18 protein-coding genes and 1 pseudogene are annotated in these 24,269 nt (G+C 35.3%); 13 read left to right on the top strand and 6 right to left on the bottom strand.

The window, feature by feature from the left end; genetic code table 11:
- Position 1 precedes the first annotated feature (1 nt).
- The 6 genes from sov (at position 2) to BST92_RS04290 (ending at position 12,034) form a co-directional block, all read left to right on the top strand.
- Positions 2-7,255: a T9SS outer membrane translocon Sov/SprA gene (gene sov, locus BST92_RS04315; protein ID WP_105070339.1), complete on the top strand. Its 7,254-nt coding sequence runs from the start codon at positions 2-4 to the stop codon at positions 7,253-7,255.
- Between the two features lie 62 nt (positions 7,256-7,317).
- Complete coding sequence (gene gcvH / locus BST92_RS04310; RefSeq protein WP_105070338.1) at positions 7,318-7,698, top strand: glycine cleavage system protein GcvH; 381 nt, start codon at positions 7,318-7,320, stop codon at positions 7,696-7,698.
- Complete coding sequence (locus tag BST92_RS04305) at positions 7,691-8,107, top strand: VanZ family protein (RefSeq protein WP_105070337.1); 417 nt, start codon at positions 7,691-7,693, stop codon at positions 8,105-8,107. The genes gcvH and BST92_RS04305 overlap by 8 nt, the downstream gene beginning before the upstream one ends.
- A 61-nt stretch (positions 8,108-8,168) precedes the next feature.
- Positions 8,169-8,897 carry an energy transducer TonB gene (locus tag BST92_RS04300; RefSeq protein WP_036583938.1) on the top strand — a complete coding sequence of 243 codons (729 nt, stop codon included), beginning with the start codon at positions 8,169-8,171 and terminating at the stop codon, positions 8,895-8,897.
- Positions 8,898-8,997: 100 nt separating this feature from the next.
- Entirely contained in the window at positions 8,998-9,816 is an 819-nt protein-coding gene (locus BST92_RS04295) for an energy transducer TonB (protein WP_170061711.1), read from the top strand.
- Positions 9,817-9,919: 103 nt separating this feature from the next.
- The gene (locus BST92_RS04290; RefSeq protein WP_211292436.1) at positions 9,920-12,034 is read left to right on the top strand and encodes a hypothetical protein; all 2,115 of its coding nucleotides are present in this window, start codon (positions 9,920-9,922) and stop codon (positions 12,032-12,034) included.
- Here the strand turns inward: BST92_RS04290 and BST92_RS04285 are convergent.
- Positions 12,009-12,425: a group III truncated hemoglobin gene (locus tag BST92_RS04285; protein ID WP_105070335.1), complete on the bottom strand. Its 417-nt coding sequence runs from the start codon at positions 12,423-12,425 to the stop codon at positions 12,009-12,011. The genes BST92_RS04290 and BST92_RS04285 overlap by 26 nt on opposite strands.
- 137 nt (positions 12,426-12,562) lie before the next feature.
- Between BST92_RS04285 and BST92_RS04280 the strand changes: the two genes are divergently transcribed.
- Entirely contained in the window at positions 12,563-13,249 is a 687-nt protein-coding gene (locus tag BST92_RS04280; RefSeq protein ID WP_105072197.1) for a zinc metallopeptidase, read from the top strand.
- 67 nt (positions 13,250-13,316) lie between these two features.
- Here the strand turns inward: BST92_RS04280 and BST92_RS04275 are convergent, their stop codons facing one another.
- Positions 13,317-14,681, bottom strand: a complete 1,365-nt coding sequence (locus BST92_RS04275) for a saccharopine dehydrogenase family protein (protein ID WP_105070334.1) — start codon at positions 14,679-14,681, stop codon at positions 13,317-13,319.
- Positions 14,682-14,734: 53 nt separating this feature from the next.
- Between BST92_RS04275 and BST92_RS04270 the strand changes: the two genes are divergently transcribed.
- Together BST92_RS04270 and pckA are read left to right on the top strand one after the other, a co-directional pair.
- The gene (locus BST92_RS04270; protein WP_105070333.1) at positions 14,735-15,130 is read left to right on the top strand and encodes a DUF423 domain-containing protein; all 396 of its coding nucleotides are present in this window, start codon (positions 14,735-14,737) and stop codon (positions 15,128-15,130) included.
- A gap of 61 nt (positions 15,131-15,191) precedes the next feature.
- The gene (gene pckA, locus BST92_RS04265) at positions 15,192-16,802 is read left to right on the top strand and encodes a phosphoenolpyruvate carboxykinase (ATP) (protein ID WP_105070332.1); all 1,611 of its coding nucleotides are present in this window, start codon (positions 15,192-15,194) and stop codon (positions 16,800-16,802) included.
- A 90-nt stretch (positions 16,803-16,892) separates the two neighbouring features.
- On the opposite strand, the gene BST92_RS04260 is transcribed toward pckA, so the two are convergent.
- Positions 16,893-17,633, bottom strand: a complete 741-nt coding sequence (locus tag BST92_RS04260) for a uroporphyrinogen-III synthase (protein ID WP_105072196.1) — start codon at positions 17,631-17,633, stop codon at positions 16,893-16,895.
- Positions 17,634-17,650: 17 nt separating this feature from the next.
- Positions 17,651-18,303 (bottom strand): annotated as a pseudogene (locus BST92_RS04250) (DUF4271 domain-containing protein).
- Between the two features lie 74 nt (positions 18,304-18,377).
- On the opposite strand from BST92_RS04250, the gene BST92_RS04245 reads away from it, so the two are divergent.
- From BST92_RS04245 to BST92_RS04235, 3 genes are read left to right on the top strand one after another with little or no spacing between them, the layout of a single operon-like run.
- Positions 18,378-19,106, top strand: a complete 729-nt coding sequence (locus BST92_RS04245; RefSeq protein WP_105070329.1) for a polyprenol monophosphomannose synthase — start codon at positions 18,378-18,380, stop codon at positions 19,104-19,106.
- On the top strand, positions 19,103-20,443 hold the full coding sequence (locus tag BST92_RS04240; RefSeq protein WP_105070328.1) for a dihydroorotase: 1,341 nt from the start codon (positions 19,103-19,105) through the stop codon (positions 20,441-20,443). The genes BST92_RS04245 and BST92_RS04240 overlap by 4 nt, the downstream gene beginning before the upstream one ends.
- Positions 20,440-20,859, top strand: a complete 420-nt coding sequence (locus BST92_RS04235; RefSeq protein ID WP_105070327.1) for a DUF4296 domain-containing protein — start codon at positions 20,440-20,442, stop codon at positions 20,857-20,859. Before BST92_RS04240 ends, BST92_RS04235 begins: the two co-directional genes overlap by 4 nt.
- Before the next feature lie 8 nt (positions 20,860-20,867).
- On the opposite strand, the gene BST92_RS04230 is transcribed toward BST92_RS04235, so the two are convergent.
- The gene (locus BST92_RS04230; protein ID WP_105070326.1) at positions 20,868-21,869 is read right to left on the bottom strand and encodes an NAD-dependent epimerase/dehydratase family protein; all 1,002 of its coding nucleotides are present in this window, start codon (positions 21,867-21,869) and stop codon (positions 20,868-20,870) included.
- 82 nt (positions 21,870-21,951) lie between these two features.
- Between BST92_RS04230 and tyrS the strand changes: the two genes are divergently transcribed.
- Entirely contained in the window at positions 21,952-23,250 is a 1,299-nt protein-coding gene (gene tyrS, locus BST92_RS04225) for a tyrosine--tRNA ligase (RefSeq protein ID WP_105070325.1), read from the top strand.
- A gap of 4 nt (positions 23,251-23,254) precedes the next feature.
- Here the strand turns inward: tyrS and BST92_RS04220 are convergent, their stop codons facing one another.
- Entirely contained in the window at positions 23,255-24,178 is a 924-nt protein-coding gene (locus BST92_RS04220; protein ID WP_170061709.1) for a LuxE/PaaK family acyltransferase, read from the bottom strand.
- Positions 24,179-24,269 lie beyond the last annotated feature (91 nt).

Here is a 24,269-nt window from a genome sequence, read left to right as displayed (position 1 = left end):
TTTGAAATATAGTTCTCTTCAACTTTTAAATAGGTATGTAGCATTCTTAGGATGTTTTTTGATATTCGCTTTCGCGAAAGCGCAACAAGAATCACCTGTAACGGCACAAGACAGTACTAAAACTGGTGTTATTATAGGCGATATAACCTTACCAGATCCACCGAGTATTGTTACTCTTTACACCTATGATCCAGATTTAGATCGTTATATCTATAAGAGTGAATTTAACGGTTTTCAAATAGGATATCCTTTTATGTTAACTCGTGAAGAATATCTAGATCGTGTGATGAAAGAGCGCATGAGGCAGTATTTTAAAGATAAAGCTGCTGCCATCGCTGGTAAAACAGAAGCAGATAAAGAAAAGCAAAAGAACTTATTGCCTAATTTCTATGTAGATTCAGACTTGTTTGAAAGTATATTTGGTGGAACTGAGATATCAGTTGTTCCACAGGGATCAGTAGAAGTTGACCTAGGGATGTTGTTTAATAAATCAGATAATCCTAGTTTTTCACCACGTAACAGATCCAATGCTACCTTTGATTTTAACCAGCGTATCAATTTAAGTCTAGTAGGTAAAGTAGGAACGCGTTTAAATGTGAACGCAAATTATGACACGCAAAGTACCTTTAACTTTCAAAATCAAATTAAATTAGATTATACACCTACTGAGGATGATATATTACAAAGTATCGAAGTAGGTAACATAAGTATGCCTTTGAATTCTACATTAATTCGTGGAGCTCAAAGTCTTTTTGGTGTCAAGGCTGAATTGCAGTTTGGTAAAACGAGAATCACAGGAGTATTCTCAGAACAGCAATCTGAATCAAGGACGGTACAAGCCGCTGGTGGTGCGTCTGTTAATGATTTTGATTTTTTCTCATTAGATTATGATGAGAATAGACATTATTTCTTGTCACATTATTTCCGTGATAACTATGATAAAACATTAGCTAATTATCCTTTTATTAATACAAACATTCAAATCACTAGAGCCGAAGTATGGATAACAAACCGCGGTAATAGAACACAGGATGTAAGAAACCTTGTTGCGATTCAGGACATAGGAGAGTCAGATCCTGATAACATCGGGTTAGATGCTGTGCCTGGTGGATTTTTAAATGCACCGGCAGGTAGTTTTCCTTCAAATGATAATAATGATTTTAATCCAAGAGGTATTACTGGCGCAGCGCAATCTATATTAACAGATGCAATAAGGGATATCTCTACTGTGCAATCTGGTTTTGGGAATGCACAGGTAAATGAGGGATTTGATTATGTAACGTTAGAGAATGCAAGAAAACTTACAGAAAATGAATATACCTTAAATACCCAACTAGGTTATATATCTTTAAGACAACGATTAAATAATGATGAAGTCCTGGCAGTGGCATTTCAATATACTGCTGGAGGAAAGGTTTATCAAGTAGGTGAGTTTGCAAATGATGGTGTCGTTGCAACGGATGTTATAGACTCTACTGACCCAAGTCAAATAGCTGTTAATAATCAGAATCTAGTCGTTAAATTATTGAAAAGTAACTTAACTAATGTCAGTGAACCTATCTGGGACTTGATGATGAAGAATATCTATAATTTAGGTGGTTCTCAATTGTCTCAGGAAGATTTCAGAATGAATATTTTTTATCAATTCCCACCAGAGTTGAACTATATAACGCCTGCAGTACCTACACTGGCAAATCCTGTTGCAGAGCCTTTACCCGTTGATGTTGATCAAACTACATTAATAAAGGTTTTTAATTTAGACCGATTGAATCAACAAGGTGATCCACAACCAGACGGTGATGGTTTTTTTGACTTTATTCCAGGACTGACCATCGATCAAGAAAATGGTCGTATTATTTTTACAACGGTAGAACCATTTGGTAATTATCTGTTTGATAAATTAGATAATACTCCAGGCACGGGCTCTGAAGATTATGACCAACCTACATCGTATAACGCTAACCAGGCAAAGTATGTTTATCGTGACATGTATGTGACGACTAAAGCACAAGCCTTACAATCTGCAGATAAGAATAAGTATTTAATTAAAGGGCAATATAAAGCGACTGGTAGAGAAGGAATTCCTATCGGTGCATTTAATGTGCCTCGTGGTTCTGTAACGGTAACTGCTGGTGGTAGGACATTACAAGAAGGAATCGACTATTCTGTAGATTATCAAGGTGGTCGTGTCATTATTTTAGATCAAGCCTTGTTGAATTCTAATACACCTATTCAAGTTTCAACAGAAAACAATTCTGTGTTTAACCAGCAGACTAAGCGTTTTACTGGAATTAATGTAGAACATCGTTTTAGTGATGACTTTATTTTAGGAGGTACCTTCTTAAACCTTAAAGAGCGACCTATTACTCAAAAATCGACATATGGTTTTGAACCTATTAATAATACTATTGTAGGAGCTAACTTTATATATAATACACAAGTACCATTCTTAACTAGGATAGTTAATAAGTTGCCTAATATTGACACTGATGTAGAGTCTAATATATCATTACGAGGTGAATTAGCATATCTTTTTCCTGGATCGCCAGCAGGTGATGATTTTGAAGGTCAAGCATCAGCTTATGTAGATGATTTTGAAGGCTCTCAAACCTCAATAGATATTTTATCACCGTTTGCTTGGTCACTTGCTAGTGTGCCAAATGGTTTTGAAGGAGTTTCTATGGATCCTAATGAGGTGATTACTAAAAGTGGTTTTAGAAGAGCACAATTATCTTGGTATACTATTGATCCTATATTTTATGGAACGCAACGACCACCAGATATTACAGATGATGATATTTCTGACCCTAGAACCAGGCGTGTTTTCATAGATGAGTTGTTTCCTAATGTAGACTTGCAGCAAGGACAGCAGCAAGTTATAAATACTCTAGACTTAAATTATTTACCATCTCAACGTGGTCCTTATAATTATAATCCAGCAGCGGCTGGTAGTAATATATTGCCTAATCCTGAAGATAATTGGGCTGGTATTATGAGATCCTTCTCTAGTACAGATTTTGAACAGACTAATGTGGAGTATATTCAGTTTTGGGTGATGGATCCATTTGTTTATGACCCAACAAATTCTGGTGGAACTATATCTATTAACTTAGGTAGTATTAGTGAAGATATCTTAAAAGATAACCGTAAGCAATATGAAAATGGATTACCGGACGATGGTAGCACAACATTAACTAATGAAACAGATTTTGGTAAGGTTCCGGTAAATCAATCACTTGTTTATGCATTTGACACAGATGGTGCACAACGTACAAATCAAGACATAGGTCTAGATGGACTGAGCGACCTAGAAGAGAATCAGCAATTTGGATCTTTTGGTCCAGAAGATCCTGCACGCGATAATTATGAATATTTCTTAGCCGCTAGTGGAGATATAGTGACTAGATATAGAAAATATAATAATACTGAAGGAAATTCACCTACAGCAGTAACCCAAGACGATCGTGGGGCAACGACATTACCAGATGTAGAGGATATTAACAGAGATAACACTATGAATACCATAGATAGTTATTTTGAATATGATATACCGGTTGACCCAACTAGAATGACTGTCGCTACTAACGAGTATATATTTGATACCAAAGAGGTTCAAACTACTTTACCTAATGGAAATACTATTGATACACGTTGGGTTCAATTTAGAGTTCCATTAAGTGATCCTAACCGAGAAGTTATAGGTGGCATCAATGATTTCAGAGCCATACGTTTCATGAGAATGTATTTGACAGATTTTAATCAAGAAACGTTACTTCGTTTTGGTTCTATGGATCTTGTTCGTGGCGATTATCGTCGTTACACTGCGACATTAGAAGAGGATTTAGATGATCCTAGTGATGATGGAACTGTGTTTGAAGTAGAAGGTGTGAATACAGAAAATAATGAGGAACGTACTCCTATTCCTTACGTATTACCTCCAGGAGTTCAAAGAGAAGAGTTGCGAACTCAAAATCAAAATATAAGACAAAATGAACAATCACTTGTGTTAAGAGCATGCGGTTTGGAACCAGAAGATGGACGTTCTGTATTTAAGAATATAAGAATAGATATGCGTCAGTATGAAAACTTGCGCATGTTTGTTCACGCAGAATCATTAGTCAATGAGGTTGCCATAGGTGATGATGAGTTAGAAGCATTTGTAAGAATAGGAATTGATTATACTGATAATTACTATGAAATCAGACTTCCTTTAAAACCTACTCCATGGACTAATCCAGATGTTGTTGCTACAAGAAACCCATCAGAGATATGGCCCGATGCAAATGAGTTTAATATTGACCTTTCTTTACTTCAAGAGATTAAAGCACGTGTTTTAAGTAACCCTTTATTGAATATTTCTGAAGTAAATTTCTTTGATGAGTCCACACTTACTGATGCGACTGCAGGAAGCCCTAATCAACACATATATGGTATAAAAGGGAATCCTAATTTTGGAGATGTAAGAGCGATGATGATTGGTGTGCGCAATGCCAGTACAAATGATATTTGTGGAGAAGTGTGGTTCAATGAAATGCGTCTATCAGGTTTAAAGAACCAAGGTGGATATGCAGCAGTGATGAATATGGATGCAAACATCGCAGATTTTGCAAGCGTAAGCGCTACAGGTAGAAGAAGCACAATCGGTTTTGGAGCTATTGAACAAGGACCTAATGAAAGAGATCGAGAAAATGTTACCCAATATGATGTGACAACAAACCTTAATTTAGGTCAGTTATTACCAGAAAAATGGGGTGTTAAATTACCGTTTTCCTATAGTATAGGTGAAGAAACCATCACACCACAATTTGATCCGCAATTTGAAGATATAGAATTAGAAACCAGATTAGATAATGCTAACAGTGATGCAGAGCGTGATATAATAAGAGAACAGTCTGAAGATTACACCATGCGTCAAAGTGTAAATCTTATAGGTGTACGTAAAGAACGTACTGGTGACTCAAAACCTATGCCTTATGATATTGAAAATTTTACTTTTTCAGGATCATATAATCAAACAGACCAGCGCAATTTTGAAATCGAGAGGTTCCAGGATCAATCTGTTAACGTTGGTACCACATATAACTATGCGTTTCCTAAAGCAGAGGTAGAGCCTTTTAAAAAGTTAGTGGGCGATAATAGTTATTTAAAATTCTTAAAAGATTTTAATGTAAATCTATTGCCTAATAGTTTTGCAGCAAGTGGTAATATCTTAAGACAATATAACACACAAAAATTTAGAGATCTGCAACTAGATACCAACCCAGTAGATACTGATGGTGATGGGATTCCTGATGCTCAAAATATTACTATAGACCCATTGTCTAATCGCAATTATACCATGAATCATCAATATGCCATTAATTGGGATATTACAAAATCGTTACAATTCAATTTGTCTGCAAACAACGATCGCGTTATACGCAGTTACATTAATGACGATGATTCAATAGACGAGAGTTATGGAATCTGGACAGACTTTCTGGATGAAGGAATACCTAACTCGCACTCACAGCAACTTCAAGCAACTTATAAATTACCACTGGATAAGTTTCCGTTTCTCGCTTTCGCGAAAGCGAGCTACACCTACACAGCAGACTTTAACTGGCAACGTAACTCACAACAATTTGCACAGCTAGACGGTATTCCCAATTTAGGAAACACGGTTCAAAATGCAAATACACACCGTTTAAATACAACACTAGATTTAGATAAGTTATATAAATATGTAGGACTTGAGAAAGTTAAATTTGGTCCTGCCGCAAATAGAGCTCGTAGTCGTAATAATACTAGATCTAGAAACGCAAGGCCAACAACACCAGGTGCTGCAAATTCACAGGACGAAAAGAGTAAAACACCTAAAAAGAATTTTGGTAATAAGGCATATAATACATTAATAGGTATTGCTACTTCTGTGAAAAGAGCACAAATTAATTATCAAGAAAATAACGGGATATTTTTGCCAGGTTATACTCCAGCAATTGGGTTTATAGGTACATTAAAACCTACTACAGGATTTACATTTGGGTCACAGGCAGAGATTAGAGATATAGCTGCTAGAAAAGGATGGCTAACTTTATTTCAAGATTTTAATCAACAGTACAGCGAGGTTGAAAGCCGTCAATTAGATATTAATGTCAACGTTGATTTATTAAAAGATTTAAAAATAGATTTAGTAGGTAATAGAGCATATCAAGAAACTTATACAGAGAATTATCGGGTAGATCCAGAGAACTTGACTTATCAATCATTGACACCTAACACTTTTGGTAATTATAGTATTACTACAAACATGATAGGTACAGCTTTTAATAAAAGTACAATTGATGGGTCTAAGAATTTTGATAACTTTAGAAACAATAGACTTATTATCGCAGAGCGGCTCGCAGAAAAGTTTTATGGTAACACAACTTACTCACGCGATGCAGACGGCTTTCCTGAAGGATTTAGTAGAAACAGTCAGGATGTATTATTGCCAGCCTTTCTTGCTGCTTATGAAGGTCGAGATGCAAAAGATCAAAAGACAAACGCTTTTAAAGACATACCTCTACCTAACTGGACACTTAAGTATACTGGATTGATGAATCTTAAGTGGTTCAAGAAAAGATTCCGTAGGTTCTCTATAAATCATGGGTATAGATCCAGTTATACAATTAATCAATTCCAGACTAATTTAGATTATTCTGCAGGAATTAGAAACCTGAGCTATAGTGACCAAAGCCCAGATGCTTTAAATCAAACAGGAGATTTTAAATCACGCAACCTCTTTTTTAATATTAATTTATCAGAACAATTTAGTCCATTAATCAAATTAGATTTTGAGATGAAAAACTCAGTTTCTGTTGCAGCAGAATTGAGAAAAGATAGAGTGGTCTCTCTAAGTTTTGATAACAATTTATTGACAGAGATAAACGGTAATGAATTGATTCTAGGACTAGGCTACCGTATAAAAGATCTAAAGTTCAAAACTAATGTAGGTGGACGCAGTAAAATCATTAAAAGTGATTTGAATATGAGACTAGATGGATCTGTAAGAGATAATGTAACCATAGTAAGATATCTAGATCTAGATAACAGTCAGGCTACCGCTGGTCAGACAATATATGGGCTTAAATTTACGGCAGATTATAATTTGAGTCAGGCATTTACAGCTATATTCTATTATGATCATACTTTCTCAGAATTTGCTATATCTACTGCCTTTCCACAAACTACAATTAGAAGTGGTATCACCTTGAGGTATACCTTTGGTAATTAGTAAAAAATCATTGCTTATATCTTTAAGAGATATCTTAAATTTACCAACATTAAAATAATATTATGAATATCCCAGCAGAATTAAAGTATACTAAAGATCACGAGTGGATTCGTATTGAAGGTGATATAGCGACGGTAGGTATTACTGACTTTGCACAAAGCGAGTTAGGTGATATCGTTTATGTAGAGGTAGAAACCGTAGATGAAACACTAGATGTAGAAGAAGTTTTTGGAACAGTTGAAGCTGTTAAAACAGTGTCTGATTTATTTTTACCATTATCTGGTGAGATTACAGCTTTTAATGAAAAGTTAGAAGATGAGCCAGAATTAGTAAATTCAGATCCATATGGTGATGGATGGATGATTAAAATGTCATTCTCTGATGCCTCTCAGATAGATGGACTATTATCTGCAGATGCTTATAAAGAATTAATAGGTGGCTAAATTATTCTACTGGATAGCGCCAGTTTATACTGGATTGATAATTTATTTTTCAATTAGTGATAGCCCAGCGCCTTCAGTTGATATTAATAACATCGATAAATTATACCATAGTGGTGCCTATTTTATAATGGCCCTATTATGGTATTTTTTCTTTTACAGCAGGTTTTTAACGCAACAGTCTCACTTTAAATTTACATGGAAAGATATGATTGCCGCATGGTCTAGAACAATAGCCATCGCCGCAGCAGTCTTTTCATTTATTATAGGTGTTATTGTAGAGCTTGCTCAAGAGTATATCGCTTATAATAGAACCATGGATTTTATGGATGCTGTAGCAAATACTATTGGCATTATTCTTGCAGTTACCTCAATATGGTTGTTATCTAAAAGATTTAACACATATTCATGAAGAAACCTGTTCGCATGTTTAGGTTTTTTATTTATTTTTAGCCTTCAAAATTTATCCTACTATGGAAATTAAGAAATCAGAATCATCAGATTTACGTACTAACATTAAATTGTACGTGTTAATGGGACTTGCCTTTATGCTTTTATTGTCATGGCAAGGTCTTGAATATGAAACTAAAGAAGTTACAGAAATCGAAGAGTATGTAGAGCCAGAAGCTTTTGTAGAAGAAGAAGAGGTGCCTATTACTATGATGTTAAACACACCACCGCCACCACCGCCACCGCCACCAGCACCTGAAGTTTTACAGGTAGTTGAGGACGAAGTAGAAATTGAAGAGGTGATTATTGAGAATACTGAAACAACTGAAGAAGAAGAAATCGTTGAGGTTGAAGAGGTAGCTGAAGAAGTTGGTGTTGTTGAAGAAATCGCTGAGGTTCCTTTCGCTATTATCGAATCAGTACCAGTTTATCCTGGATGTGAGAAGATGAAAACTAATGAGGACCGTAAAAAATGTATGAACGAGAAGATCAAAAGATTTGTAGATAATAAATTTGATACAGGTTTAGCAAATGAATTAGGTCTAGAAGGTCGTCAAAAAATTACCGTACAATTTAAAATTGATTCAAAAGGTAATGTAGTAGGAGTTCAATCTCGTGCGCCTCACCCTAGATTAAAACAAGAAGCTGCAGATGTAATTAACAGTCTTCCTAAAATGACTCCAGGAATGCAGCGTGGTAAAGCAGTAACAGTGGTTTATGCATTGCCTATCATTTTCCAAGTACAGGATTAAAAATAAACTCTACCATATTAAGAAGCCGAGCATTTAATGTTCGGCTTTTTTTATGGTATGTTTCTTGAAGTGTTTTCATAATAACATAAAACCATTAATTATGAAAACTAATTTATTTAAAGAAGGTGCTGCAACACCTTCTAAGAAAGATCGTTTTGACAAAAAGAAAGTCAACGTTAAAGTTAATCCTGTTATTAATTTTCAAATAGGCCTTATTGCTGCTTTATTGCTAGCTTTTGTGGTGATCGAACTCACGACTCAAACTATCGAACCTGAAAGAGTTGTAGTTTCTAATACAGATATCGCAGATCCAGATTGGACTAATCCTATCTTTAGAATTGTGCCTAACAAACCAAAGCCAGAGGTTGTAGTAAAACCCAATAAAGAATTGCCACCAGTAGTCGTACCAGATGATACACCTGATCCAGATCCGATTCCAGAAGAAAAACCTATAGAGCCTGTTGATACACCATCAGATAGTACGCCGGTTGATGATGCTCCTATTAATAGTGATCCAACACCAACAGCAAAGCCAGCTCCTAAAATTGCAATAACAACAACTATGGATGGTGTTGATTCCATGCCATTATATCCTGGCTGTGAATCGCTAGATAATAACGTAGAGCGTCGTAAGTGTTTTAATGATAAGATGCAACGATTTGTACAACGTAAATTTAATAAAGGCCTTGCAGATCAACTAAACCTAGATGATGGCGAAATAGTTAAGATCGACATATTGTTTACCATTAATGAGCAAGGTTTACCAGTAGATGTTAAAGTAAAAGCGCCACATGCAATTCTTGAAAAGGAAGCGTATCGACTCATAGGTAAATTACCTAAAATCACACCTGGTAAAATCAAGGGAAATGCCGTTAGTGTTTACTTTCATTTACCTATCAGGTTTCAAATGAATAGATAATCCATGATAATTTACCTATATATAAGTCACAGCTTGCTGTGACTTTTTCTATTTACATACTCCTATAAAACAAGTATCTTAGCCGCTTAATGCAGTGATTACAATGAAGAATTTATTTCTAATTATCAGTTTACTTAGTATAGGAATCGTGACAGCACAAAATCCAGTGGAAAAATTCCCTTATTTTGAAGAATGTAAAGAATTGCCTGTTAATGAATTAGAAGATTGTTTTTATAATAGATTATATGAGGCTTTATTTGAAAATTATGACCATCCACAACAGCTTCCTTTAAATGCTGGTGAGAAAGTAACGTTGCGATTTGAGGTAAATCGTGAAGGGAAATTTATTCCTATCCGTTTTGATGCCGTATATGCAGAACTTACAGCAGCCGTTCAAAAATCTTTTGAGAAACTACCTATAATAGGTGCGCCTACATATAATGGTAATCCTACCTACATGCAATTTGTATTGAGAGTTCCTGTTCCTATGACACCTGGTGGCTCTTTTCAAGTTTTTAACGGTAAGGAGAAAGAAGATTCTACAGCTGCAGCCAGTTCAAATGCTCTGGATAGTATCGCTTTCGCGAAAGCGAATAATGAATATCCACAAATCATCTCAAACCAGTATAGAGGACAACAGCTCAAATCTAATGGCTTAATAGCATTGTCAAACCAGCGTTACCATAGATATGAAGCGGCTATGAATAGAATAGGGAATAACGCTCATACAGCCGTCAAACCTTATACGTTTTCCTATGTGGATCAATATTTTGATCTTGAGGCAGAGAGAGCTTCATTAATGAAAGATGAATCTACGTGGCTAGGTAAAAAATGGTGGAACGAGCACTTTTTTGAGGTCGCAGGAGAAGATTACTGGTTTGTTGTTGATCCAGGTGTGGACCTTGAATTAGGTAAAGATACAGGTGACGATATCAACACGTTCAACAATACCAGACTTGTTAATGTTAGTGGTGGAATAGGTAAGCAAATAACTTTTGGCGCTAGTATTCAAGAAAGTCAAGGACGTTTTGCCGGTTATTTTAATAGAGAAATTGAGAGCCGTGCACCAGATGGAGGAAATCCTGGTATTGTACCAGGGCGAGGCATCGCAGAAGATGGTGGCGAGACCATCTTTGATTATCCCGTGGCGACAGGATATATTAATTATAAACCTAGCAAATATTTTGATTTACAATTAGGCCATGGTCAACACTTTATAGGAGATGGATACCGATCCTTAGTACTCAGTGATAATTCACAGCCATTCCCATATGCAAAGGTAAATGCTAAGTTTTGGAAATTAGATTATACGGTTTTATACACATCATTAAGAGACGTGAGGTCTGAGGTAACTGCAGACGACTCTTTCCGTACAAAATTTATGGTACATCATTACTTAAGTTGGAATGCTACTGAGAGACTTAACATAGGGCTATTTGAAAGTGTATTATGGCAAGATGATAATCAACGTGGTTTTGATTTTAATTATTTGAATCCCATTATTTTCTATCAAGCTATTGAGTTGCAAACAGGCTCCCGTGGTGGAAATGCTTTAATAGGAGCCACAGCAAAGTATAAATTTACTGATAGAATTACAGGTTATGCACAGTTAGTATTGGATGAATTTTCTGGAGCATCTGTAGTGAATGGTGATGGTAGTTATCAAAATAAAAGTGCATATCAGCTAGGTCTTAAATGGCAAAATGCATTTAAAGTAAAAGATCTCATGCTACAGGCAGAATATAACAGAGTACGTCCTTATACATACAGTCACAACACGGTAGTCCTTAATTATGCTAACAGTAATCAAGCACTAGCACATCCATGGGGCGCAAACTTTTATGAAACTACATTTATAGGAAGGTATACTAAAGATAGGTGGTATGGTAATGCTCAATTCACGTTAGGTGAAAGAGGACTAGACATTAACGATGGGATTGATAACGCTTTTTATGGTGGCGACATATACCGTAGTGAAGATGATCGTATAGCTGATAATGGTAATGAGTTAGGTCAAGGAAACAGAGTGACTTTTATGTATGCACAGCTAGAAGCTGGTTATTTAATTAATCCAGCGAGCCAATTGAGGATTTATGGTCAGATCATTTATAGAGATTTTGATCCTCATTTTGAAATTGGAAATGTACAAGAACAAAATACGACATGGTTAAATATAGGGCTGCGCACAGATATTATGAACTGGTCTTTTGATCGCTAGAGGATTTTCTAGCCTCAAAAATTTTCAAAAATATGAATGTAGACATGTTACGAGCTCGGTTTTTTGCAAGTTGAGCAATTTCTCCATGAAAATAAGTGTCGATGGTTTCAAACCATAGTTGTAACCATATTCCAAAGTGTTCCATCTCAATAGAATGATCAACTGCAGCATCAACCTCTTGATGTTTTTCAATGGGATTACCTCGATAGCTTTTTACTCTCAATAAATTAGTTTCCCAGAAATCAGTCAAATGATTAAGGTGCACAGGCCAGTCATTGACAACACTATTAAAAATAGGGCCTAAATGCTCATTTTCACGCACCTTTTTATAAAACTCATTAACTAGTAAAGAGATTTGTTCTCTAGAGTTAAGAAGCGAGGTAGAGGTCATGATACAATGGTCGATTAAAAAGGTGAATAATCACTTTCAAAAGTAACTTTAATAAAATGGTTTTGCTTTTTTTAAAGAGTCATTTATATGAGTTATTTTTAAATATTAATTAAAAATATAAAATTATCATGGGTGGAATGATGGGATACTATATAATAGGTGGAGCAGTTTTTTTACTGAGTATGTTCGTAAGTAACAAACTTAAAAGTAAGTTTAAAGAATACTCTCAAATTCATTTAAGAAACGGTATGAGTGGTGCAGAAATTGCGCAAAAAATGCTAGATGATAATGGTATCACTGATGTTAAGGTGATATCAGTAAAAGGTCAACTAACAGATCATTATAATCCTTCTAATAAAACGGTTAACTTAAGTGAAGTGGTTTACTCTGAGCGTAACGCAGCGGCGGCAGCGGTTGCAGCGCATGAGGTAGGGCATGCTATTCAACATGCAACTGCATATAGCTGGATAGGAATGAGGTCTAAGTTGGTTCCTGTAGTAAGCATAGCTTCAAAATATTCACAATATGTAATTATGGGTGGACTTGCACTAGCAGCAGCAACCGCGTTAGGTAATACAGTTTTATTGATAGGGATTATCATGTATGCTGCTGGTACCTTATTTGCTTTTGTGACATTACCTGTGGAGTATGATGCTAGCAATAGAGCGCTAGCCTGGTTAGAGAACGAAAATATGTTAACTCAACAAGAGCATGCCGGCGCAAAAGATGCGCTTAAATGGGCTGCACGCACCTATCTAGTAGCGGCAATAGGCTCATTAGCAACCTTGTTGTATTTTATATCTATCTTTCTTAGAAGACGATAATTATAACAGGCATTATTAAAAAAAGGAGGATGATCAACAATCATCCTCCTTTTTTATTTATTGTATTCTATAAACTTAATGGATTATATCCCAGATATTCTATTTCGCTTTCGCGAAAGCGTATTCCATAATCTTCTAGTTCTTTTAAAATAGGTTCGTAAATAGGCGCTGTGATAGGTATTTGTACGCCAGGCTTTGTGATTTCACCATTTAAAATCTTGAGTGCTGCCATGGCCACAGGTAGGCCTACCGTTTTTGCCATTGCTGTTTGCATTTTTCCATCACCTAGACAAACCATCGTACTATCGATTTGTCTTTTCTCTCCATCAAGTTCATAGCCAAATTTGTGATACATCACAATCATATCCTTTTCACCAGCTTGTAATGTCCACGAGTCTTCTAATATCTTTTGTAAGATTTGAGCAGGAGTAGCTCTTTTTAACTCTACCATCTTAGTAGCATTAAATAAGTCTAGTTCAACTAATTTATCCCACATGATGTCGTCCTGATCTATTTTGAGAACATGACGCATCTTAAGCTCTGCAGAGTCTGTTGGTGAGTATGGTAAAAAGCTATTGACAAAATCTCTATAACTCATGTTTTCTGAATCTTCAATAATGTAAGTATCATCAGTCATCCCTAGTTGAACAAACATATTCCATGCCTTGCTAAACCCAACACGGCGCATAGTTCCACGGTATAGAGTAAGGATGTTATCAAGACCATATACCGATCGGTATTTTAAACTATTTCTATTTGCATATGCTTCAAATCGACCATATCCTTCTACGTCTAGAAATTCAGTTCTTCTAAATAATTTGTGGTAAGGGATATATTTATATTGTCCTTCTTGGATAAACTTTGCAGCACCACCTTGCCCAGCAGTTACAACATTGCGAGGATTCCAAGTAAATTTATAATTCCATAAATTATCATCATTCTCAGGGGCAACTAATCCACCGGTAAAAGATTCAAATAATAAAATTTTACCACCTTGTGACCGTATTCTATCCAGTACTTGCATGGCACTCATATGATCGATTCCAGGATCAACACCTATCTCGTTCATAAAAACAATATTTTTTTCTATGGCACTTTCATTTAAATCTTGCATTTCAGGACTTACATAACTCGCAGTAACCATTGATTTTTTGTAAAGAATACAATCTCTAGCTACTTCTATATGGAATCTCGCAGGTAACATGGAGATAACAATTGAGGCTTTTTCTATGTAAAATCTGCGTTGTGTTTCATTGAAAATGTCTAATTCGACGGCTTCGGCATTTTTATGATTTTGTCCTAATAATTTTGCATGATTTATATTTTTATCGGCTATTAAGAGTTTTAAGTTTTCTTCTTCTGATTTTTTTAATAGGTAATCTACAAGCACACCTGTTGATTTACCAGCTCCTATAATCAGTATATGACGCATATCTGTTGTAATTTTGAGGCAATTTAAAAGACTTCTCATAAATAGATATGTAAATGGTTAAAAAGTTATTGATAGTAGGGATTATATATGCGGTTACTGCAGTTGTTTTAGGAGCTTTAGGAGCTCACGCATTAGAAAAACATCTAACGATTGACCAGTTGAAGAGTTTTGAAACAGGTGTGCGTTATCAAATGTATCACGCACTTGCTTTAATACTAGTGGCATCCATACCAGGAATCACCAATAAGACTAAAAAAATGGTATTTTACTTTTTTTCTATCGGTGTTATCTTATTCTCTTTAAGCATATATCTGTTAACAACTGCAAGTTTGTGGAGTTTCAATTTTTCGTTTCTCGGGCCTGTTACACCCATAGGTGGATTGCTTCTTATCTGCGGTTGGATTGTGCTTTTGTGGAAAATTATTTCAAATAATTCTGTTAATAGATAGGGAGAGAGGTATTTGATTTCTATTTTTGCAACCTAAACCTTAGCTAAACAAAAGGATAATCATGGGTTCAAATACCTTAGTTACGAAAACGATTTCGTTAGAAGAATGGGGAATTAAAAATTCCAAAATCAATTATCAACTACCACCAGCAGAGCTGCAAAAGATTAGTGTTGCTAGCTATGATGGTAAAGAAACCGCTAACGGCACTCTCGCAGTTAATACGGGCGAGTTTACCGGTAGGTCACCTATGGATCGCTTTATTGTAAGAGATGAAGTAACTGAAGACAAGGTGTGGTGGGGAAATATCAATATCCCTTTTGAGGCAGATAAATTCGACACTTTACTTAATAAAGTAACCTCATATCTTGACGGTAAGGATATTTTTGTAAGAGACGCATATGCTTGTGCACACCAAGACTATAGACTAAATATAAGAGTAATTAATGAGTATCCATGGTCTAACATGTTTGCTTATAATATGTTCTTAAGACCAGAAAATGAAGAGTTAGAAAGCTTCACTCCAGAATGGACTGTAATTAACGCACCTGGATTTATGGCGGTACCAGATCAAGATGGTACTAGACAACATAATTTTGCTATTCTTAATTTTTCTAGAAAGATTGCATTAATAGGAGGTACAGGTTACACTGGTGAAATCAAAAAAGGAATCTTCAGTGCTCTTAACTTTATTTTGCCTGTTTATAAAGATACCTTACCTATGCACTGTAGCGCAAATGTAGGAAAAGATGGGAATACTGCCATCTTTTTTGGTTTAAGTGGAACAGGTAAAACTACTCTTTCTACTGATCCAGATCGTGCATTAATAGGTGATGATGAGCATGGTTGGACTTCAAATAATGATGTATTCAATTTTGAAGGTGGTTGTTATGCAAAAGTAATTAACCTGGATGCAGAAGGTGAGCCTGAAATTTACAACGCTATCAAGCCTGGTGCAATTTTAGAAAATGTCATTTTAAATGCTGATAAAACAGTAGATTTTAAAGACACAAGCATCACTCAAAATACGAGAGTTAGTTACCCTATTTTTCATATAGATAATATTAAAAAACCTTCTGTAGGAGATAATCCTAAGAACATTTTCTTTTTAACGGCAGATGCTTTTGGTGTGTTGCCTCCTATATCAAAATTAACTCCTGGTCAAGCGGCATATCATTTCATTAGTGGTTATACTGCAAAAGTTGCTGGAACAGAAGCTGGTATTACAGAGCCAGTGCCTAGTTTCTCTGCTTGTTTTGGAGCGCCATTTATGCCTCTTCACCCAACTAAGTATGCTGAGATGTTGAGTGCAAAAATGAAAGAAACAGGTGTTAATGTATGGTTAGTAAATACAGGATGGACCGGTGGACCATATGGTGTAGGTTCGCGAATGAAGTTGAAATATACTCGAGCTATGATTACAGCAGCCATGGATGGTAGTTTAGAGGCTGCAAATAAAGATAATTACCACGTACACTCTGTTTTTGGAGTAGCACAACCTCGTACTTGTCCTAATGTGCCAACAGACGTTTTAAGTCCTAGAGCAACATGGAAAAATGATGAAGGGTATTATGCTACCGCTTCAAAGTTGACTAATGCATTTAGAGATAACTTTAAGCAATTTGAAGAATATGCTTCTTCAGAAATAATGGCAGGAGCTCCATTAAAATATTAATTTCTTTAACGAAGTAATAAAAAAAGTCCCTTGAAAAAGGGACTTTTTTGTGTTTAAAAATGTCGCTTTGGCTAAAGCGTAATAGTAGATCTATTTATCTTCCTTAATATAGTTTTCAATTGCCATAGTCATTGAAGGAGACTCAGGCGTAGGAGCTTGTATGTCAATACGCAGTCCCATATCTTCAGCAGCTTTCATAGTAGTGTTTCCAAAAACAGCAATGCGAGTCTTATCTTGTGTGAAATCAGGAAAGTTTTTAAATAAAGATTCAATACCACTAGGGCTAAAAAACACTAAGATGTCATACTTCACGTCTGCAAGGTCAGAAAGATCACTAATTACCGTGCGGAAAAAAGTTCCTGATGTCCAAACCACACCTAAAGCATCCATTTGCTCTGGTACTTCATCCTGTAATTTATCAGAACTTGGGATTAAGAATTTTTCATTTTTATGTTTCTTTATGAGTGGTACTAGTTCTTTAAACGTGCGTTTACCTACATAGATTTTACGTTTACGGTACACAACATATTTTTGCAAATAATAGGCTACAGCTTCACTCTGACAGAAATATTTTAACGAGTCTGGAATTTTATATCTCATTTCTTCAGCAACTCTGAAAAAGTGATCAACACTATTGCGACTGGTTAAAACGATGGCCGTGAACTTACTGATGTCTATTTTTTGCTCGCGTACTTCTTTTGAAGGAACACCTTCTACATGTATAAACGAACGGAAATCTATCTTTACCTTAGTACGGTCTACTAAAGTCTGATAGGGTGAATTTTCCATTTTAGGTTCAGGTTGGGAAACTAAAATTGTCTTCACTTTCATAGGCATTCTTTTCTTTATTAGTAGGCTTTAGACAGCATAATATACTTATATAAAAGTAGATAGGGTGCTGTTTCAAGCGCGCAAAGATACAAAATAAAATAAAAAGAGTGTTGAAGTAATGACTTTGAATAGGTATAAAGAATTATTAAATTATAGATTGCAAACATGAAAATACTTACAAGGCTTATAGAGTGTACTATTACCAATGAATCAGGGAAGGTGTAATAAATTAAAAATTGACAATAAGTAGTAATATACCTAAAACTGCTCTGTAAGTGTTTCTGTGATATTCAATCAATTCTAGTATTTCATCAAATTTCAATAAAGAGGCAATCATCATTGATAAATATCGCTTTGCGAGAATAAATATGGTCAATCCAGTAAGTATTAAGGTAAAGGTTTTAAAGTCTAAAAGTGACCTTTCCTCTAGATAAGAAAGCTTAGTAATCCATAATGCTAGCCCTATGGTATAAACAGAGACAGTGATTATTCTTAAACCATGATATGGGTTTTCATTACGAGAGACCTTAATATATCTATCACTTATAGCTGCGCTTAATAAGTGTTGAAATTCATTTTTATAAATCCATTTTGCAATGACAAGAAGTAGCAAGCAAACCGCTAAAACAATCGTTACCCAATTATTATAATTTAATTCTCTTAGTTCCATGGACTGTAAAAATAAGTTCTTTTGTTTTTCGTTAATACCGCTCGGCTATTTATTTCGTTATTTTTACCAGCTCTATGAAGAAATCAATTGTTATAATTCCTACATATAACGAGAAAGAAAATATATCCTTAATAATGGATTCCGTTTTCTCTCTTTACCAAGATGTACATGTTTTAATTGTAGATGATAACTCGCCTGACGGGACAGCACTAATTGTAGAGGATTACCAAAAGCGTTTTTCTAATAGGCTTTTTATAGAGAAAAGAGCTGGAAAACAAGGTTTAGGAACTGCTTATATACATGGTTTTAAATGGGCTTTAATGAGGGAATATGATTATGTTTTTGAAATGGATGCTGATTTTTCACATAATCCTGCAGATCTTCACAAGCTATATTCAGCCTGCGAGCTAGGTGCAGATCTAGCGATAGGAAGTAGGTATGTAAAAGGTGTTAATGTTGTTAATTGGCCCATGTCACGTATTTTATTGTCTTATGGAGCGTCTAGATATGTGAGATGGATTACTAGAATGCAAATACACGATACTACAGCAGGGTTTGTTTGCTATAAAGCATCTTTATTAAGAAGATTTAATTTGAATAAGATTAAATTTGTAGGCTATGCATTTCAGATAGAAATGAAGTTCAAAGCATGGTTACTAAAGGCAAAAATTGTTGAGGTACCTGTGATTTTTACAGATCGCTCTAGAGGTAATTCTAAAATGAGTGGTGGTATTATAAGTGAAGCCGTTTTTGGGGTTTTAAAAATGAAGATAAGTAGTTTATTAGGGAAACTAGATATATGAGAAAGACGTTAATTAAAAATGCCAAAATCGTTACTGATGGAATCACTAGAAATGGTGATCTTCTTATAGAAGGTGACGTTATTAAAGAGATTTCAGATAGCATAAGTGCTAAAGATGGTAATACAATTATCATTGATGCAGAAGGTAAATACTTATTACCAGGTGTTATAGATGATCAGGTGCACTTTAGAGAGCCAGGTCTAACTCATAAAGGTAATATTGAATCCGAAAGTGCAGCTGCTGTGGCTGGTGGTATTACTACTTACATGGAAATGCCTAATACTTCACCACAAACGACTACCATAAAAGAATGGGAGAATAAAATGGCTACAGCTGCCAAGGATAGTTATGCAAACTATGCTTTTATGTTTGGTGGTACAAACGATAACTTAGACGAGATACTCAAAGTAGATATTACTAAAGTACCTGCTTTAAAGTTGTTTTTAGGATCCTCCACCGGTAATATGCTAGTTGATGATAAAGAAGTGCTCAAAAAAATATTCTCTAATGTAAAATTGAGAATAGCACTACATTGTGAAGATGAAGCAACCATTAAAGCTAATCTACAAACAGCCATTGAAACTTATGGAGATGATATTCCTATGGAACAACATCCTGTTATTAGAAGTGAAGAGGCTTGTTACCTTAGTAGTTCAGGAGCTGTAGAACTGGCAAAAGAAACGGGTGGTAGAATTCATGTATTTCACCTTTCAACAGGCAGAGAAACAGCTTTATTCAATAACAAAAAGGCTATAAAGGATAAACAGATCACATCTGAAGTGTGTATACATCACTTATGGTTTAGTGATGAAGACTATGCCTCAAAAGGCTCTTTAATTAAATGGAATCCAGCTGTAAAGACCGTAAAGGACCGTGAAGAAATATGGGAAGCCTTATTAGATGATCGCATAGATGTCATCGCCACAGATCATGCACCGCATACAATTGATGAGAAGTCAAATTCTTATTTAAATTGTCCTAGCGGTGGACCGTTAGTGCAACATGCTTTACCTGCAATGATGCAATTTGTAGCAAAAGAAAAAATTTCTATAGAAAAAGTAGTCGAGAAAATGTGCCATAATCCAGCACTACTATTTGATATAGCAGATCGTGGTTTTATAAGAGAAGGTTATAAGGCAGATCTTGTGCTAGTGGACCCTAATAATCCATGGACTGTAACTAAAGATAATATATTAGCAAAATGTGGATGGTCACCCTTTGAAGGTGTTACTTTTAATAGCCGTATCACTCATACTTTTGTAAATGGTCACCTTGCTTACCAAAATTTTAAAGTTAATAAGGTGAAAAATGCTCAAGCACTTACTTTTCAACGATGAAAAAGTTATTAGTCGTTTCAATCATATTATTAATAGGAGCGTGTTCCGGCATTAAAAAATCGCCTAAACCAGATCCTTTTTTTAATACTGAAAAGATGGCTTCTATTATGACAGATGTTTACCTAATAGAAGGATCCATGACCTCTAATCGTAAATCATTTGTTGATCTGGGTATTGTACCAGATCAATATGTTTATCAAAAACATGGTATTGATAGTATCTCTTACAAAAGTAATTTTAATTATTATGCGGATAGAGTAGAGGACTTTATCGAAGTTCTGGAACTAGTTGATAAAAACTTACAAGTGATTAAAGACAGTGTAACCGAAAGGCAAAATAGATTAAATGAAAAGCCAACTCAATTGGACTCTATTTCAAAAAATAAGATTGATAAAGTTCTAGAGTCCGTAAAATAAGCTTCTTCTTATTTTACAGTTTTTAAATAGTAATCGCTTACTCGTTGGATGCTTTCATCAATCGGTGTGTAGCTGAAGTTAATGTGGTTTTTAATCTTTAAACCATCATACTTACTATGAGAGGTTAAAGATTGAACAGTAGCACGTTCTAGACCTCTATTAAAACCTATCCAGTGGCCTACCTTCATTGTTGCAGATATGAGGTATAAAATCCATTTAGGAACCATGATCTTAGGTGCTTTCTTTTTTAAACTATGACTTATTTTACTTAAAATCTCTTTATAATGAATCGATGATTGAACGATAATAAAACGTTCATTAACTATATCAGAATTCATAAGTTGTATCATCGCGTTTGTGACATCTCTTACATCTACAAAACCGCTAGAACCATCTGTATAAAAGGGTTGTTTTCTATAGGTTTGAGAGAATAATTTTCCAGATCCGCTTTCCCAGTTTCCTTCACCTATAATAACACCAGGATTAACTATAATAACATTCATCCCTTCTTGAGTTGCACGCCATACTTCCATCTCGCCACCGTATTTTGAAATGGCATAGTTGCTATTTTTTGCGTCTAGATTAAAAAAGTCTTCTTCATTTATAGCTCGTTGTCCTACTGGGTCGCCCAGTGTTGCTATGCTACTTACATAGCATAGTTTCTCTATTTGATGAGCTTGTGCGGTATTGATAATATTAGAAGTTCCTGTTACATTAACTTTCTTCATTTGCCAGAAAGGAGCGCCATCTACAATGGCAGCACAGTGATAAACTTTTGTGATGCCTTCCATGGCTTGTTCAAGGCTAGGGATTTCAAGAATGTCTCCTTGAACCCATTCGATTTCATCTACAAGGGTAGCTTTGTTAGCACCATAAGAATTAAATATAGCACGTGTTTTATCGATACTCTTAAGATCTCGATATATTGCTCTTGTTGGAATTCCGCTTTCGCAAAAGCGGTATAACAAATGTCCACCTACTAGTCCAGTGCCGCCAGTTACTAAAATCATATGGTAAAAGTACATAAACCGCGCTTTAAATACTCTTAAAAGTGCGGTAAAGCCTATATATTTGCAGCTTAAATATTTTGAGATGACTTACAATTTTGCTGAAGAACTAAGATGGAGAGGTATGATACATGATATCATGCCAGGAACTGAAGAATTACTTGAAAAGGAAGTTGTTACAGGATATATAGGTTTTGATCCCACTGCAGATTCTTTGCACATAGGTAGTATGGTGCAAATCATTTTATTAATGCATTTACAGCGTGCAGGTCATAGGCCTATTGCTCTAGTAGGTGGCGCTACAGGTATGATAGGCGATCCATCTGGTAAAAGTGACGAGCGCAATTTATTAACTCAAGAGATACTAGATAAAAATATCGCTGGTGTACAGTCTGTGTTATCTAGATTTATTGATTTTGAAAAAGGTGATGATGCTACCAGAGCAGTTTTAGTGAATAACTATGACTGGATGAAGAATTTTAGTCTTATAGATTTTGCTAGGGATGTAGGGAAACATATTACTGTTAACTATATGATGGCAAAAGATTCTGTAAAAAAACGAGTCCAAGGTGAAGGCGAAGGAATGAGTTTTACAGAATTTACATACCAACTTTTTCAGGGTTATGACTATGTTCATCTGTATGAAAATATGAATTGTAAGCTACAAATAGGTGGTAGTGATCAATGGGGAAATATAACGACTGGTACTGAATTAGTACGTCGTAAGCTAGGTGGTAAAGCATATGCATTAACGACACCGTTAGTTACTAAGGCAGACGGAACTAAATTTGGTAAAACCGAATCTGGGAACATCTGGTTAGATGCAGATAAGACATCTGTTTATAAGTTCTTTCAGTTTTGGATTAATGCTACTGATGAAGATGCTATTAACTGGATTAAAATCTTCACATTTTTAGATAAAAATACTTGTGAGGCTTTAATTGAAGAACATGCAAAAGATCCAGGCTATAGAGTTTTACAAAAACGTCTTGCTGAAGAGGTTACTGTAATGGTACATGGTCGTGAGGCTTATGATACAGCACTTAAGGCTTCTCAAATATTGTTTAGTAAAACCGTGACACCAGAGCAGTGGAGTGAATTCAATCAAGAAACTTTATTAGATATTTTTGAAGGTGTCCCACAAGCTGAGATTTCTAAAGACGCTTTAAAGGATGGAGTAGATCCTGTTACTCTTCTGGCAGACTTAACGAGCTTTTTACCTTCTAATAGTGAGGTGCGCCGTGCTCTTAAAGAGAATAGCTTATCTATAAACAAGAATAAAATTACTGAAGATACAGTAATTACATCAGGTGATTTAATTGCAGAGAATATGTTGTTGTTACAAAGAGGTAAACGTAATTACTTTTTAGTGTTAGTGAAGTAAAACGCTACTCCACAGCCATTAAATTACAACCTCTTATATCAGACTGATCAAACCTACCTAAGACTTGGAAAGACCCATCTAAAAATGCCTTTCCTAAGTCTTGGGTTGCGATAAAGGAACAGGAATTATAATTTGCTAGATCAATAATATTAAGTCCACCAGTTTTTGTGGATTTTAATAAGCTCAATGGATCATTAGTGTCTCGAGTAGTCGCTCTCATCCATGGCGGCGTGGTAAAATTGATACCATCGATAGCATATGCTTGGGATAACAGTTCTGTCATGCCGTATTCACTTTGTATACTCGCTTTCGCGAAAGCAGATTTTAAAATGTCATGCAATTCTTGTTTGATAATTTCTTTGCGCATGCCTTTCATTCCGCCAGTCTCAATGATGATGGTTTGGGGTAATTCTTGAGGAAACTTTTCTGCTAGTTGAAGTAAGGCAAATGTGACTCCTATGAGAATGACTTTTTGATTTTGTTGTCTTAAGATTTTAAGCACCTGTGCAAGTTCCTCAATATTATTCAGATAAAAACCGCTAGACGGATGTTTGCTTTTTTCTATCCAGCGTTGTGCCATATAAACTAAAGATGATCCACTGCGTTCTAAATAATGTGGTAATAATGCTAGTACCGCATACTCTTGATGATTACCATAAGTGATAGCAAAACTTTTATCCAGGCTCAAATCATATACAGCAGTATCAGTGACATGATGTTTAGATGTGGTTATGCCTGTTGTACCACTACTTGTAAATGTGATTTGTGACTTGTTAGTATTGCTAACTATATGATGGCTTTTGAAAAAAGAAATTGGAAGATAGGGAATTTCATCTACCGTTTGTGGCGTTGTTCTATCTATTAAATGACAGTATTTATGATATATAGCGTTGTGATCTAATTGATGTTTAAAAATGGACAGTGCCATTTCTTCAAACTTAGATGATGAGGTAATATTAAAAACTGACTGAAACAATACGTTGTGTTTATTGATTTCAAAAGTAAATAAAAAAGCGCCG

This window comes from Nonlabens arenilitoris (assembly GCF_002954765.1).
GTDB lineage: Bacteria > Bacteroidota > Bacteroidia > Flavobacteriales > Flavobacteriaceae > Nonlabens > Nonlabens arenilitoris.
This window is presented reverse-complemented; position numbering and strand designations above follow the sequence as displayed.